This is a genomic window from Suipraeoptans intestinalis (genome assembly GCF_009696485.1).
Classification (GTDB): domain Bacteria; phylum Bacillota; class Clostridia; order Lachnospirales; family Lachnospiraceae; genus Suipraeoptans; species Suipraeoptans intestinalis.
Window position 1 is genome coordinate 253280 of sequence record NZ_VULY01000018.1, and the last position, 15395, is coordinate 268674.

Below are 15395 nucleotides of genomic sequence, written 5' to 3' on the forward strand. Positions count from 1 at the left end.
TTGCTCTTCAAAGACTGTCTATACATCCATGATAATGGGAAGTATCATGGGTCTTCTCTTGGTTCTTTTCCAGATAAACTCGTTCATGCTGTCTCGTAGTACCAGCTTAATCTTGCTCCAGTCTGCATTGTTCTTGTTCTTCAGACATTTTTCAACCGCTTCGCTCATCACATGTCTGGCCTCATCCATCAGGGATTCCGCCTCTCTGACGTAAACAAATCCCCGGGACACGATATCCGGGCCTGCCAGAAGCCGGTTGCTTCTTTTCTCCAGCGTCAGTACTACGATCACAATGCCGTCTTCCGCCAGATGCTGCCTGTCTCTTAGTACGATGTTTCCTACATCTCCAACTCCCAGCCCGTCTACCAGAATGGTTCCTGTCGGTACCTTATCTACTACCTTGGCTTCTTTTTCTGACAGTTCCAGAACGTCTCCTGATTTGATCAGGAAAATATTTTCCTTGGGGATCCCCAGGCTCTGTGCAATCTCTGCATTGGCCCTCATATGCCTGTACTCTCCGTGTACCGGGATCGCATATTTGGGTTTGACCAGAGAGTAGATCAGCTTCAATTCCTCCTGGCAGGCATGCCCTGATACATGGGCATCCTGAAAAATCACAGTCGCTCCCTTAGCAGACAGCTCATTGATGACCCTGGATACCGACTTTTCATTCCCCGGTATGGGGCTGGAACTGAAGATCACCGTATCCCCCGGCAGAATGGTTACTTTTTTATGTATGTCTGCCGCCATTCTGGACAGCGCTGCCATAGACTCTCCTTGGCTTCCCGTCGTAATGAGAACGGTCTTCTCCGGCGGATAGTTCTTCAGGCTGTCGATCTCTATCAGCGTGTGCTCCGGAACATTGAGATATCCCAGCTCCTGCGCCACCTGAATGATGTTGACCATGCTGCGCCCCTCTACCACCACCTTCCGGTCGTATTTACAAGCCGAATTGATGATCTGCTGTACTCTATCCACATTGGATGCAAAGGTTGCAATGATGATTCTTGTATTTCGGTGCTCCGCAAATATATGATCAAAGGTGATCCCCACCGTCTTTTCTGACTGGGTAAATCCCTTCCTTTCTGCATTGGTACTGTCCGACATGAGAGCCAGAACGCCCTTCTTTCCGATCTCGCCAAATCTCTGCAGGTCTATGGCATCTCCGAATACCGGAGTATAATCCACCTTAAAGTCTCCTGTATGAACCACGATCCCGGCCGGGGAATAGATCGCAAGCGCCGCCGCATCCTGGATACTGTGGTTGGTCTTGATAAACTCGATCCGGAACTGTCCCAGATTGATGGACTGCCCATGCTTTACCACCTTTCTTCTGGTACTGCGCAGAAGATTGTGCTCCGTCAGCTTCCTTTCGATGATCCCCATGGTCAGCTTGGTTGCATAGACGGGAAGATTCATTTCCCTCAGCACATAGGACAATGCGCCAATATGATCCTCATGTCCGTGCGTGATCACAAAGCCTTTTACTTTCTGAATGTTGTCCTTCAGATAGGTAACATCCGGAATCACCAGGTCGATCCCCAGCATGTCGTCTTCCGGAAACGCCAGTCCGCAGTCCACAACAATGATACTGTCCTCATACTCAAAGGCAGTGATGTTCATTCCGATCTTTTCCAATCCGCCCAACGGAATGATACGCAATTTTCCTTTACTTTCTTTCTTCAATCCTACACCTCCGTGTGCTCCTCCACACTCTCTTTCTTCTTACAATCCCGGCATTGTCCATAGAACTTCAAATCGTGGTCCGACACACAAAAGCCTGTTTCTCTTTCGATCCGTTCCTCCAGATCTTCCAGCAAATCATTCCGAAAGGAAACAAGTTTTCCGCACGTATTGCATATTAAATGATGATGGCGGTGCTTTCCCTCTTCTCCGAACGTCTCACCGATCTCATATCGAACACATCCATCATTTAAATTGATACGGTCCACCAATTGCATTTCCAGCAACAACTGCACTGTTCGGTAAATCGTGGCCAGCCCTATTTCAGGATAGTCCTCCTTTACCAGTTCATAAATGTCTTCCGCAGTCATATGGGCATCCCTATGAGCTGCAAGTACCTCTAATACAAGTAACCTCTGATTGGTCACTTTCAGTCCCTTTTCTTTCAGCATCTGTATAAATCTTTCTTTACTGACCGGCATAATACCCTACCTTTCAATCGAAACATCTTCCAACAGCTCTTCAAAAATCTTAAGGACTGCCGTCAGTTCCGCCTCGTCTTCCACGGGCTCATACGTCGCTTCTTTTTCTTCTTCCGGCGACGTATCTTTTAGGATCATACACTCCCCGTCGTCTCCTGTAGAATCCGACACCAGAATGTACGAAATCCCGCCTACTCTTGTCTGTTCCAGAACGAAAAACTCCTCTGTCTTTCCGTCTTCAGACACAAATCCTATCTTTTCCATATCTTCTGTTTCCTCAGATCCTATCGTCCAAAATCCAGATATCCCTGCAGAATCAGCATCGCAGCGATCTGGTCTATGTATTTTTTTCTGTCTTCCCGGCGCACTTTCTGCCGGATCAAAATCTCCTCCGCCTCCGCCGTCGTCAGTCGCTCGTCCCAAAAGATCACATCCAGACCGGTGCGCCGCTCAAGCAATCTGGCAAACTCCATGGTCCTTTCCGCACGTTCCCCTACGTCGCTGTTCATATGAACCGGCAGCCCCAGGACAATCTTTTCCACCTGATATTCGCGGATCAGTTCTTCCAGCCTGGCACAGGTTCGCCTCAGCTTATTCTCCTCTTTTCGGAAAATGGTCTCTACCGCCTGCGCAGTGATCCCAAGTCCGTCGCTGACTGCAACCCCCACCGTCCGGGAGCCGTAATCCAACCCCATGATCCTCATCCGTCTAGCTCCACTGCTGATGGGCAATGTATACTTTCAGCATTTCTTCTACCAGCTCATCTCTCTCCACCTTCATGACAAGACTTCTGGCTCCATTATGGCTGGTAATATAAGTAGGATCTCCTGACATCACATATCCTACGATCTGATTGACCGGATTGTATCCCTTTTCCACCAACGCATGGTACACGGTATCCAGCACTTCCTTTGCCTGTATCTGCTGTCCGCTGTCCAAACGGAAAAACTGTGTATTTGTTAATTCTTTCATCGATCCCTATCCTCCAACTTTCTCTTCTTTCCATTCTACTCTATCCTGTCAGAAAATTCAATGTATGATTTGTGAAGGATTCTCAATTTCTATTTCTATTTAGGCGGAACTCTCAGTTTCCCATGATCTGTGCCGGATCTTTAATTTCTATGGGAATCAGCCGGTTTGTCAGATCCTCCCGGGTCTGCACTCCCACCTTCACATACTCTCTGGTATGCCCTACCTGGTAAGGGGTCTCATTCACAAAAACTTCCTCTTCGATCAACACCTCCTGTGTGGTTCCCAGCAGTCTGCTTTCATAGTTCTGCTTCTTTTTCCGGTTCAGCTCTAAAAGTTCACTGCTTCGATCTGCCTTTGTTCCGTCCGGAACCTGATGTGCCATAGAGGCCGCTCTGGTTCCCTCCCTCTTGGAATATTTGAACACATGCGTTTCGTAAAAATCCATTTCGTCTACAAACCTTTTAGACTCTGCAAACTCTTCTTCCGTTTCTCCCGGAAATCCCACAATAATGTCTGTCGTCAGTGCCGGTTCTGCAAAAAATCGCCTCAGCAACTGACATTTTTCCCGATATTCTCCGGTGTCATAGCGCCGATTCATCCGCTTCAGGGTTGCATCACATCCGCTCTGCAAGGAAAGATGGAAATGCGGGCACACTTTTTCCAGCTTCACCAACCGGCTCACAAATTCTTCCGTGATGATCCGGGGCTCCAAAGAACCCAAGCGGATCCGCAAAAGTCCTTTTATCTGATGCAGGCTTTCCATCAGATCTATCAGGGTATCTCCCGTATCCAGTCCGTAGGAGCTTAAGTGAATACCCGTCAGAACGATCTCCTTGCATCCCGATTGTACCAGCTGTCTTGCTTCTTCTTCGATCTGCGCCCTCTTTCTGCTTCTGACTCTTCCCCTTGCAAAGGGAATGATACAGTAAGAACAAAACTGGTTGCATCCGTCCTGTATCTTCATGTACGCCCGTGTGTGGGTGGTCGTATGCCGGATACTCAGTTCCTCGTAGTCCTCTTCCTTTTCCACCTCCGGAACCGCCTGATACAACAGGGTGCTTTCCTCCCTGCTTTGTTCGTATTCTTTCAGGATAGACAGGATGTCTTTTTTTCTGTTATTTCCCACCACAATGTCAATACAGTCATCTATTTCCTTTTGCTCCGTCTGCACGTAGCATCCGCATGCCACCACAATAGCCTCCGGATTCATCTTCCTTGCCCGGTGCAGCATCTGCCTGGACTTTCTGTCCGCCACATTGGTAACCGTGCAGGTATTGATAATGTAAATATCTGCTCCCTCCCGAAAGGGAACGATCTCGTATCCTTCTTTCTCCAGCATCTGCTGGATGGCTTCCGTTTCATAAGCATTGACCTTACATCCCAGATTGTGCAATGCTGCTTTTTTCATAGGTTTTGTTCCTTCCTGGCGATTTCAACTTGTCCTTGACTTTTGCCATCACTCCTCTTAAGATAAAGACGTAAACGATAAAGCAAGGAGGATGATTTTTTATGAAAACAGTACAGATTTCTTTGAACTCGATCGACAAAGTGAAGTCCTTTGTGAACGATATTACAAAGTTTGATTATGATTTTGATCTGGTATCCGGCAGATATGTGATCGACGCCAAATCCATCATGGGAATTTTCAGTCTTGATCTGTCCAAGCCCATCGACCTTAATATCCACGCGGACGATGCAGAGCTGGACGCCGTGCTGGAATCTCTGAAGCCCTACACCATCTAGACGGAACGGTCGGAGTTTTCCTGTCTTTGTCAGCCTCTGATCTTTTTCGCTGTGGTAAACTGCAAGAATCCCTTCCCGGGATTCTTTTTTTATTTCGTGAGATTTTCAGCGGTACTACCTTCCCACCTGCAGGATCTCTGCCGTATCAATAGCCTGCGCCACCATTTCTTCTATTTTTTCCTGCAGGGCTTCCTCCGATCTTCGGATCACCTCCACATTTGGCTTGGTGACCGGATGCTTCGCCACAAAAATGGTGCAGCAGTCCTCAAAGGGCTGGATCGAAGTCTCATAGGTTCCGATCTTTTCAGAGATTTCCACGATCTCCTGCTTATCAAAGCCGATCAGCGGACGATACACCGGAAGGCGACATACGTCGTTGGTGGCTGCCAGACTCTGCATGGTCTGACTTGCCACCTGCCCGATACTTTCTCCTGTAATCAGTCCCAGGCAGCCGTTCCTTCTTGCAAACTCCTCGGCGATCCGCATCATATATCTGCGCATGATGATCGTCAGTTCATCATGCGGACACTGGTCATAAATGTACAGCTGGATCTCTGTAAAGTTGACCACATGGAGCCGTATAGGCCCTGCATATCCTGCGACGATACGCGCCAGATCCACTACTTTTTCCTTGGCTCTCTCGCTGGTATACGGAGGAGCATGAAAATAGACCGCATCCAAAGCCACCCCTCTTTTGGCGATCATATATCCGGCTACCGGGCTGTCTATTCCTCCCGACAAAAGCAGCGTCGCCCTTCCGTTGGTCCCTACCGGCATCCCGCCGGCTCCCGGAATGGTTTGGGAGTATACGTAGATCTCATTGCGGATCTCTACATTTAAGAGGACGTCCGGATGGTGTACATCCACACGTATTTCCGGAAATGCCTCCAGGATCGCCTCCCCCAGATCACAATTGATCTCCATGGAATTTTTCGGATAGCTCTTCCTTGCTCTTCTTGCTTCCACCTTGAATGTGATCTGCTTTTCTTCATACATTTCTTCCATATAGGAGACTACGTCTGCCTGCAATTGTGCAAACCCTTTATCTTCCAGCCGCAGAACGGGACAGATCCCTACCAGTCCAAATACTCTTTTCAGGTGCCGGACCGCTCCTTCATAGTCGTAATCTTCACTGCAGTCCACATAGATCCTGGCCTGAGATTTATAGACCTGGAATTCTCCTTCCACGTCCTTCAGGGCAAGCCTTACCTGCCGGACCAGCGCGTCCTCAAACAGGTATCTGTTTTTCCCTTTGATACCAATCTCTCCGTATTTTAACAAAAATGTACGAAACCTCATTCTTTTTCTCCTATCTGCGTGTGTATCGTCTAAGCATTGGTATTATATTATATAGATTTTCCAGAGTGTAGTCAATCTCTTCTTCTGTCGTAAACTCAGACAGGCTGAACCGCAAAGTGGACTCCCGGTATTCGGCCTTTGCTCCGATCGCTTTCAATACGGAGCTGATCCTGGGATGATTGGACGCACAGGCAGAGCCGGAGGATACAAAGATCCCTTGCTCTTCCAGTGCATGAAGAATGACTTCACTTTTGACTCCTTTAAATCCTGCACTGACGATGTGCGGAGCAGATTCCTCCCCCTCTCCTCCATGCAGGACCGTGTCGGGAAGGCTTTTGATCCCTTCGGACAGCCTGCTCTTTAATTTCCTCATTTTTTCCGTCTTGCTTTTTCTGCCTTCATAGATCTTCTGTGCCGCCACTCCAAGTCCCGCGATTGCCGGCACATTTTCCGTGCCCGGACGGATGTCTTTTTGCTGCCCGCCTCCATACAAAAGAGGACGGAGTTTGACTCCGTTTTTGATGTACAGGGCTCCCACTCCCTTCGGTCCGTGGATCTTATGGCCGCTGACAGAACAAAGGTCTATCTTCTCCAATTTTGGGAACAGCTCATATTTCCCATAGCTCTGGACAGCATCCACGTGAAATAATGTTTCCGGACATTTCTGTTTGATCAGCCTGCCTGCCTCTTCCACCGGCTGTACCGTCCCGATCTCGTTATTGACGTGCATCAGGGAAACCAGAACGGTCTCCTCTGTCAACGCTTCCTCCAATTGAGCCAGGGAGATTTTTCCTTTCGGATCCGTAGGAAGGTAAGTGACAGAAAACCCCTCTTCTTCCAAAGCTGCCATAGCCTGAAGCACCGCCGGATGCTCTACGCAGGAGGTGATCAGATGGTTCCCCCTTCGTCTTCCCGCCTTCGCCGCACCGATAATGGCAAGATTATCTCCTTCTGTTCCGCCGGAAGTAAAGAACACTTCCTTTTCTTCCGCCTTCCAAAGCTTTGCCAGGATCCGCTTTGCTTCCCTGATCTCATGCTCTGCCTCCAGGCCCTTTCGATGCAGGGAGGATGGATTCCCATAAGAACGGCACAGTACCTCCTGCATTTTTTCCGCCACTTCCTGATAAGCCCTGGTGGTGGCAGAATTATCCAGATATACTTCTCTTTTCATGCTTTATTCCTCCATTGCAAACATCAGGACAGAAAGAACGGCCAGTCCTGCCGTCTCCGTCCGCAGGATCCGTTTTCCCAGACTGATCCTTTTAGCGCCTGCTTTTTCCGCTTCTTCCACTTCCGCCTGTTCAAAACCGCCCTCCGGTCCGATGAAGATCCCGACGGAACCTGCTTTTGCTGCAAGAGCCATCCTGTTTCTGCTTTCTTCCATTCCCCGCTCCAGTTCATAGGGCAACAGGATCATATCCAGCTCCTCTGCCTGTCTGACCGCCTCTGAAAATGTCCGGACCTTCCCGATCTGTGGAATATAGCCTCTTCCCGACTGTTTTGCGGCGCTCTCTGCGATCTGCTGCCACCTTTTTTGCTTTTTTTCCGCCTTTTTTTCATCCAGCTTTACCACAGACCGTTTCATTTCCACCGGAATCACGGCAAATACACCTAATTCCACCGCTTTTTGTACGATCCACTCCATTTTCTCCTGCTTCGGAAGCCCCTGGAACAGATAGATCCTGGCAGGCAATTCCCGATCCGTTTCCAGACGGTCTTCTATTGCAAGGATTGCCTTGTCTTCCTCATATCGGTCCAGTCGGCAGCGATAGGTGTTGTTATGCCCGTCACTGACGGATATCTGCTCCCCTTCCCGGATCCGCAATACATTCCTGATATGGTTTACGTCTGATCCTTCTATGAAGATCTCTGTTTCTTCCACCTGACATGGTGTCACAAAAAAATGATGCATGTTCTTCCTCTTATCCTGCTGTGTGATCTGTATGCGGCTTTCTTCCGATCACCGCTCTCCATTCTCCCTGCCGACAGATGTCTATCACCTGAAGTCCTGCCTGCTCCATGGCCTCTGCCACTGTCTGCTCTTTTCCTTCTATGATTCCGCTGGTAATATACACGCCATCCTCTTTCAAAAATCTGACAGCAAACGGTGTCAAGAGTACCAGCACATCCGCCAGGATGTTGGAGACCACCACATCGTAGGTTTCATACTTCATCCTGCCGGGAAGCGCCGGATCCTCTATGAGATTTCCTGACAGCACCTCATACTGACAGGATTCTATCTGATTTTCTTCCATGTTTTCCATGGTGGCTGTAATGGCGCAGGGATCCAGATCGATCCCCGTGAAAAACTGTCCGCCAAATTTGACTGCCAGCATTCCCAGGATTCCGCTTCCGCATCCGATATCCAACAGGGTATCTCCTGACTTGATCCACTTTCGCAGCTGGCGGATACAAAGCTGTGTCGTCTCGTGCATCCCGGTTCCAAAGGCTGTTCCCGGATCAATGTGGATGATCATCTTGTCCTTATCTTCCTGCTTGACCGGCTCCCAGGAAGGCGTGATCAGGATATCATCAATATAAAACTGGTGGAAATACTGCTTCCAGTTATTGACCCAGTCCACATCCTCCGTCTCCGATTCTTCTATCTCTCCATTTCCCACATCGATAAAAGAAGCCAGTTCTTTCAGACCTTCCTTTACCGCTTTCAATATCTGCTCTTTCCCCTCTTCCTCCTCCAGATAAAAGGTTACTACCGCTTCCTCCCTCTCCTGTCCGGTCTCCGGAAGAATATCCACAAACATCTGTGCCTTTTCTTCCCGGGTCATGGGAACACTGTCCTCTACCTGCACTCCCTCTATTCCCAGTTCCATTAATTTATCAATGACCAGATCCTCTGCTGCCACCGTCGTATGGAGACGAAATTGTTTCCATTTCATCTTTCTCCCTCCCTTATCCTGCCTTGCTTTTTACCGAAAGTTCACTACTTCCGGACAGCCTGTCCGTACACAAAGGCTGCTTCCTGTGTTTTTTCATATTCTCACAGGGATTCCTGGGTTTACAATCCCATCTCCAGCCACTCTTTTTCCTTGAATCCGGTTCTGATTCCGGCATCTCCTACGATGACGGGCCTTTTTACCAGCATTCCGTCTGTTGCCAGAAGATCATATTGCTCTTCTTCCGACATGGAAGGCAATTTATCCTTCAACTGCAGCTCCTTATAAAGGTTTCCGCTGGTATTAAAAAATCTTTTCAGGGGCAGTCCACTTTTTTTGTGCCACTGCTCGATCTCTTCTCTGGTGGGCCGATCCAGTTTGATGTCTCGTTCTTCAAAGGCAATTCCCCGGTCCTCCAGCCATTTTTTTGCTTTTTTACAGGTAGTACACTTAGGATAATGTATGAATAGTAAACTCATCTTCTTTTTCTCCTTCCAGATCTTTGATCTCTTCCATAATCGTTTGATGCTGCTCTTCTGTTAAAAATTTTTTGTTGTACAGAAAATACTTCTCACACAGATGGTCTTTCAGGTAATACAGGCTGTAAGATCCGCTGTTGAGGCTGGTAACAAACACTACCATCTCCTGGCTGTCTCCAAATGCTTCCTCCAGAAAATCAAAGGCAGTATCCAGAGAGCGCTGAACGGTTTCCTCTATCTTCTCCAACTGCAGAAGGTCTTTTTGGAAGAAGGCTTTTACGCTGTCCGGTTCCGGCAGATCACTGCCGCTTTTCATCCGCTGCATATCTTCCAGTCTGTCCTGAACCCTCCTGTGCAGATGCCTTTCTTCCGGGAACAGGGCTTCCTCCCTGGTTTGTTTTTTTAGCCACTGTTCTCTTTCTTCCAGGATCTGACAAAGGGAACTCCCTTCCTTGCATCGGCGCAGTTCTTTGTGAAGCTCGGTCACATAGTCCATCTGCTCTTTGTAGCGTCTGAACCACTCTTCCATTTTTCCGTACAAAAGATTTACGATACTGAGTCTTTCGTCAAAGGGGGCATATTTCAACTTCTCTATCGTTTCTTTCCCATATCCGCCTTCCAGTACTTTCTCCAGGCCATAATCTTTTTTGTATTTTGCGTACAGTTCCAGATAGGCCGCAAAATCTTTTGCAATCTTTTCATGCTGCAAGTATTGCCGGATTACCTGTACATCTACTTTTTTCCCCAGATCTTCATATACAAACAACAGTTGGGACAGATCCTCCCAGCCCCGAGCCGTCACAAAAGCCTTCCCATCCACTGTTGTTTCTACGACATAGAAATAGTTTTTCCGCAGCTCCAGATATGCCAGGATCGCAGGATGGATCCCTGCCTGATGTGCATATTCCTTCCAGGCCGGATAGTTTTCTTCCACCTCGATCCATTTGACCCGGTCCAGAGTCACCACATCAAACTCCCGCACAGATTTGTTGTACTCCGGAGGATTTCCTGCCGCTGCGATCACCCAGCCTTCCGGAAGTTTCTGATTTCCGAAGGTTTTACACTGCAGAAACTGCAGCATGGTAGGCGCCAGAGTCTCCGACACGCAGTTGATCTCATCGATAAACAGAATCCCTTCCGCCTTTCCCGTCTGCTCTATTTTCTCGTAGACGGAAGCCAGGATCTCACTCATGGTGTAATCCGTTACCGAGCAGGTCTTTCCTGCGTACACCCTTTCCCGGATAAAGGGAAGCCCCACTGCACTCTGCCTGGTATGGTGGGTGATGGTATAGGAGACCAGGTTTACCCTGCACTCTTTTGCCACCTGCTCCATGATCTGGGTTTTCCCGATCCCCGGCGGTCCCATCAAAAGGATCGGCCTCTGACGGATGGCCGGGATCTTATAGTCCCCGTATGCATCCTTTGCCAGATAGGCCTCCAGGGAATCTTTCATTTCTTTTTTTGCTCGTTTTATATCCACAATTTCTGTTCCTTTCTATCCATTCCACTCCTCTTCCTCCAGGATCAGCCGGATGGCCCACGGCGGTACCGATTCTTCCTGGTAATCCTGTTTCATAAATACAAAAGCCGTCTGATAGGGAGGTTTTCGGGCGGGGTAAATTCCTTTTCCATCTGTAAAATAGATCAGTCCTCTCAGCTTATGAAATTGCTTCTCTGCCACCAGCTTTTCCACATACGCAAATGCCGGTCGAAAATCTGTCCCTCCCTCGCCTACAAGTCGAAATCCTTCCATATATGTTTTCAGTTCTTCCGCCGATGTGATCCGATCATCTGACCGGACCTGATCGTCGCACTGCAGGATGCGGATGTGGATATTCCTGAAATAGCTTTCCTTTTGTGCCAAAATGTCATAGGTCTCTTCCAGAAACCTGCGGACTGTCTCTCCTGAACAGGACATGGAGGTATCTACCACGATCACAAATTCCTCGATCTTTTCTACTTCTTTCCATTCCTGCGGCTCGATCAGCGGCATATTCCCATAAAGAGACAGGCCATAGGTATAAAATCCATAGTCAAAAGAATCTTCATCCATCTGCACTTCTTCTTTCAGCACTGCAAACTTTCTCAGAAACTCCCGATAATCATACCGCTTTCTGTTTTCTATCTGAAGCAGCTTCACTACGGGTTTGCTGGAATCGGCTGATTCTTTCGCAAAGGTCTCCACATCCGTCTGGGTCTGCTCCGAAAGCTGCCGCCAGCGGTTCTCCATCTCTCTGGATTTTTCATCCTCTTCCTTTGGCCAGAGGCTGTGGCTGTCCCGGCGGAATTCCTCTTCCAGGCGAAACATCTCCTCTTCTGAAAGTTCCCATTGCTTCAGCTTCTCATAGGTCCTTTCAGCGGTAAGCACCTTCCCGGCATCCTCCAGTCTGTGATATGTCTGTCTTCTGAGCCAGGCCCGGCCTCTGCGAAGAGGCGGATGGTTCAGACTGTCGATAATGGATTCCACCGCAATATCACAGGCCAGAAAATACAGTCGCTCTTCCCGCCCTTTCCTTCTGGTGAGATGATAAAACAGGCAGTGTAACACCGTATGAAGGTAAAGCCGATTGACCTGTATCGGTTCCTTGCGGTAAAGGGTACACAAAAAAGCCGGGTGGAAATAAAGGACAGCCCCGTCTGTTCCCACTCCCTGCTCCTGCCAATCGGCCTGCGGCAAAAGAGCAGAAAACGCCATATCCAGAAAGCGCATACTAAAATAAAGCTTCGTTCTGGAAAGCTGCAGAATCTTTCTTGCCACCTGCTCTTCTCTTTCCTGCCAGCCCGTCCCTTTCCCTTCTGCTATTTTCTCACCGATCTTCTTTCTTTCCATCCGCTTCCTTTCAGAAGGCTGTCCGTTTTTCTCAAAGAGAAAACCGTTCCTGCAGCCGACTGCCCTTCGTCTGCTTCCTCTTTTCTTCCAGCAGATATCCTGCCGCTTCCGGCAGCCGATAGTCTCCCGCAAGCCGGACGGCAGCTGCCAGCGCCTCTTCTCCCGGCTGTATTTCTCTGATCAAAAACCGGATCCCGTCTATGTCTGCTCTCTCCAGCATCATCTGGATCCCCTGTTCAAATTTTTCTTTCACAAAGACAGTATACATCTTTTTTGCTTCCTCTCCAAGTCGAAAAGGAAAACGCAGACGGTTGACGGCAAGCTTTACCGTGGTCTTTCTCTCTTCCTCTGCCTTTGCATGAAAAAAAGCCAGATCATATTTTCCATAGTCCAGGGTCCGGTCATAAAAGCACTGCCTGTAGTATCCCCCGGATCCATGATGTCTGGTAAACAGCAGTCTGGCCGGCGTATTTTCTACCGCTTCCTCATAATGCTCGGGAAACAGGACCCTTGCCCTTCCCTGCACCTCTTTTGTGTCATAGACCAGCGTAGCGTCTATGGAAAACCGTACCTCATCCACAATAGACTTCAGACAGTTTTTTTCTCCTTCCCAGTGATAGATCTCAATCTTTTCCGGCGCACATCCGGTAAATACACCGCCTCCGACTTCCTGAAGCCTGTCGGAAAGAGTCAATTTTTTCAGGTTTTTACAGCGATAAAAGGCGTACCTTCCCAGATGGGAGACAGAGGCGGGAAGCCAGACTTCCCGTACCTCCTCCCCAAACACAGGATGTACCCCTTCTTCTTTCCAGTTCTGTGGATTCCTCCAGATCCGGCTGTCCTTTCCTGCCTGCCAGGAGGAAAACGCATATGCCTTGACAGACGTCACTGCCCTGCCGCAGATCTCATCCGGCAGGATCAAGATCCCGTCTACAGATTTGCATCCCAGGATCGTCACGCCGTCTTTTCCTTCTTCGTAAAGAACCTCCGGACAGATCTGCCCCTGCTGTTTCTCCCACATGTTATTCCACCGTAACCGACTTTGCCAGATTTCGCGGCTTATCCACATCGCAGCCTCTTCCCACTGCAATATAGTATGCAAACAACTGGAGTGGTATGATAGCGAGAGAATTGGTGAAATAAGGACTGGTCTCTGGAATATAAACGGTATAATCCGCCGATTTTTCCGCTTCCAGGTTCCCTTCCAGTGTCACGCCCATAACAAATGCGCCTCTGGTACGTACCTCTTCCATGTTGCTCATGATCTTTTTGTACAGTTCTTTCTGGGTTACCAGGGATACCACCAGCGTTCCTTCCTCCACCAGAGAAATCGTTCCGTGTTTCAGCTCTCCCGCCGCATACGCTTCTGAATGGATATAGGAGATTTCTTTTAGTTTTAAAGATCCCTCCATGGAGATGGCATAGTCGATCCCTCTTCCGATGAAAAAGATATTCTTGGCTGCCAGGTATCGGTTTGCAAACTTTTGTATCTTTCCTTGGTTGTTCAGCAACATTTCTACCTGTATCGGCAACGCCTTCAGTTCGTCTATCAGCTCTGACAGCATTTCCCTGCTGATCTCGTTTCTCTCATACGCAAACTTCATCGCCAGGAGGTAGACAGCCGTAAGCTGTGCGGAATACGCCTTGGTAGTTGCCACTGCGATCTCCGGTCCCGCCCAGGTATACATCACGTTGTCTGCTTCTCTTGCAATGGAACTTCCCACTACGTTTACGATCCCCAGTACTCTTGCTCCCTGCTTTTTCGCTTCCCGGAGAGCTGCCAGAGTATCTGCCGTCTCCCCCGACTGGCTGATGACCACTACCACAGTCCTGTCGTTTAGAATCGGATTTCTGTAGCGAAATTCCGAAGCCACGTCCACTTCCACCGGGATCCTTGCCATATCCTCAAAAATATATTTGGCGGTATGCCCCACATGGGAGGCGGAACCACAGGCTACGATCATGATCTTCTCCACCTGTCTGATCTCTTCCGGGGACATTCCCAGTTCTTCAATAATGATCTCACCGTTTTTCAGCCGGGGAGAAAAGGTATCTGCAATGGCTTTGGGCTGCTCATACATTTCCTTCAGCATAAAATGTTCATATCCGCCCTTCTCCGCCGCATTCACATCCCACTCGATATGCGTTGTCGCCTTCTGAATGGGCTCTTCATCTACCGTATAAAACTCCATATCCTCCTTCGTCATCCGCACGATCTCTTCATTTTCAATAAAAACCACGTCTCGTGTGTATTTCAGCACTGCCGGTACGTCAGAGGCCAGAATATGTCCGTCTTTTGTCTTCCCTACGATCAGCGGACTGTCTTTTCTTACGGCATACAATTCCGTAGGATGCTCCTTGAAAATGATCCCCAGGGCATAGGAGCCTTCCATCCGGTGCATGATCTTTGTGACCGCTTCCAGCGGATTGCCCTTGTAATAATAGTCCAAAAGATGGGCAATCACTTCCGTATCTGTCTCGGATACAAACACATATCCCTTCTTTTCCAGCTTTTTTTTCAGCTTCAGATAATTTTCAATAATCCCATTATGTACCACCACGATACTTTCTTCCCGGTTAAAATGAGGATGGGCGTTCACATCGGAGGGCGAACCGTGCGTGGCCCACCTGGTATGACCGATCCCCACCGTTCCCTGAAGCATTTCTCCGTCGTGAGTCAGCTCTTTTAATACCTTCAGTCTTCCCCTGGATTTGGCCATCAGGATCTTATCTTCCGAATAGACTGCAACTCCCGCCGAGTCATAGCCCCTGTATTCCAGCTTGGACAGTCCGTCCAGAAGGATCGGCGCCGCCTGTGATTCTCCTATATATCCTACAATTCCACACATGTTATCGTTTCCTTTCTTCTCTGTTTGTACAAACATCCGTTTTTTTTGCACTATCATATAGATTTTACCAAATTTTCTTTTAAAAGTAAATGAAAAAGAGGAGGGCCTCCTTCCGGATCACGCCTCCCCTTTTCTTTTCGTCAAAGGCCGCCTGTATCATCAGC

16 protein-coding genes are annotated in these 15395 nt (G+C 48.6%); 1 reads left to right on the forward strand and 15 read right to left on the reverse strand.

Annotation, left to right across the window (positions count from 1 at the left end; translation table 11 throughout):
• Nucleotides 1-18 precede the first annotated feature (18 nt).
• The 6 genes from FYJ34_RS01915 to mtaB all read right to left on the reverse strand — a co-directional run bounded on the left by FYJ34_RS01915 (nt 19) and on the right by mtaB (nt 4545).
• Nucleotides 19-1686, reverse strand: a complete 1668-nt coding sequence (locus FYJ34_RS01915; RefSeq protein ID WP_154475763.1) for a ribonuclease J — start codon at nt 1684-1686, stop codon at nt 19-21.
• Between the two features lie 2 nt (nt 1687-1688).
• The gene (locus FYJ34_RS01920; RefSeq protein WP_154475765.1) at nt 1689-2165 is read right to left on the reverse strand and encodes a Fur family transcriptional regulator; all 477 of its coding nucleotides are present in this window, start codon (nt 2163-2165) and stop codon (nt 1689-1691) included.
• 6 nt (nt 2166-2171) lie between these two features.
• The gene (locus tag FYJ34_RS01925) at nt 2172-2429 is read right to left on the reverse strand and encodes a DUF1292 domain-containing protein (protein ID WP_154475767.1); all 258 of its coding nucleotides are present in this window, start codon (nt 2427-2429) and stop codon (nt 2172-2174) included.
• Nucleotides 2430-2449: 20 nt separating this feature from the next.
• Entirely contained in the window at nt 2450-2869 is a 420-nt protein-coding gene (gene ruvX, locus FYJ34_RS01930) for a Holliday junction resolvase RuvX (RefSeq protein ID WP_154475769.1), read from the reverse strand.
• 4 nt (nt 2870-2873) lie between these two features.
• Entirely contained in the window at nt 2874-3137 is a 264-nt protein-coding gene (locus tag FYJ34_RS01935; protein WP_154475771.1) for an IreB family regulatory phosphoprotein, read from the reverse strand.
• Nucleotides 3138-3249: 112 nt separating this feature from the next.
• A complete protein-coding gene (gene mtaB, locus FYJ34_RS01940) occupies nt 3250-4545 on the reverse strand; it encodes a tRNA (N(6)-L-threonylcarbamoyladenosine(37)-C(2))-methylthiotransferase MtaB (protein WP_154475773.1) in 1296 nt (431 codons plus the stop codon).
• A gap of 101 nt (nt 4546-4646) precedes the next feature.
• Between mtaB and FYJ34_RS01945 the strand changes: the two genes are divergently transcribed.
• Nucleotides 4647-4880 (forward strand): HPr family phosphocarrier protein, encoded by a 234-nt coding sequence (locus FYJ34_RS01945; RefSeq protein ID WP_154475775.1) that lies wholly within the window; start codon nt 4647-4649, stop codon nt 4878-4880.
• A gap of 114 nt (nt 4881-4994) precedes the next feature.
• Here FYJ34_RS01945 and thiI read toward each other — a convergent pair whose 3' ends face one another.
• From thiI to glmS, 9 genes are all read right to left on the reverse strand, one after another.
• A complete protein-coding gene (gene thiI, locus FYJ34_RS01950) occupies nt 4995-6179 on the reverse strand; it encodes a tRNA uracil 4-sulfurtransferase ThiI (RefSeq protein ID WP_154475777.1) in 1185 nt (394 codons plus the stop codon).
• A 10-nt stretch (nt 6180-6189) separates the two neighbouring features.
• Nucleotides 6190-7350 (reverse strand): cysteine desulfurase family protein, encoded by a 1161-nt coding sequence (locus FYJ34_RS01955; RefSeq protein ID WP_154475779.1) that lies wholly within the window; start codon nt 7348-7350, stop codon nt 6190-6192.
• 3 nt (nt 7351-7353) lie between these two features.
• Complete coding sequence (locus FYJ34_RS01960) at nt 7354-8091, reverse strand: 16S rRNA (uracil(1498)-N(3))-methyltransferase (RefSeq protein WP_154475781.1); 738 nt, start codon at nt 8089-8091, stop codon at nt 7354-7356.
• Between the two features lie 10 nt (nt 8092-8101).
• Entirely contained in the window at nt 8102-9076 is a 975-nt protein-coding gene (prmA, locus tag FYJ34_RS01965; protein WP_154475783.1) for a 50S ribosomal protein L11 methyltransferase, read from the reverse strand.
• 119 nt (nt 9077-9195) lie between these two features.
• Nucleotides 9196-9552: a Spx/MgsR family RNA polymerase-binding regulatory protein gene (locus FYJ34_RS01970; protein WP_154475785.1), complete on the reverse strand. Its 357-nt coding sequence runs from the start codon at nt 9550-9552 to the stop codon at nt 9196-9198.
• Entirely contained in the window at nt 9524-11032 is a 1509-nt protein-coding gene (locus FYJ34_RS01975; protein ID WP_330582499.1) for an ATP-binding protein, read from the reverse strand. The genes FYJ34_RS01970 and FYJ34_RS01975 overlap by 29 nt, the downstream gene beginning before the upstream one ends.
• 15 nt (nt 11033-11047) lie before the next feature.
• Complete coding sequence (locus FYJ34_RS01980) at nt 11048-12382, reverse strand: vWA domain-containing protein (RefSeq protein WP_154475795.1); 1335 nt, start codon at nt 12380-12382, stop codon at nt 11048-11050.
• Between the two features lie 31 nt (nt 12383-12413).
• The gene (locus FYJ34_RS01985; RefSeq protein WP_173017043.1) at nt 12414-13403 is read right to left on the reverse strand and encodes a leucine-rich repeat protein; all 990 of its coding nucleotides are present in this window, start codon (nt 13401-13403) and stop codon (nt 12414-12416) included.
• Between the two features lies 1 nt (nt 13404).
• Nucleotides 13405-15231, reverse strand: a complete 1827-nt coding sequence (gene glmS, locus FYJ34_RS01990; protein WP_154475799.1) for a glutamine--fructose-6-phosphate transaminase (isomerizing) — start codon at nt 15229-15231, stop codon at nt 13405-13407.
• Nucleotides 15232-15395 lie beyond the last annotated feature (164 nt).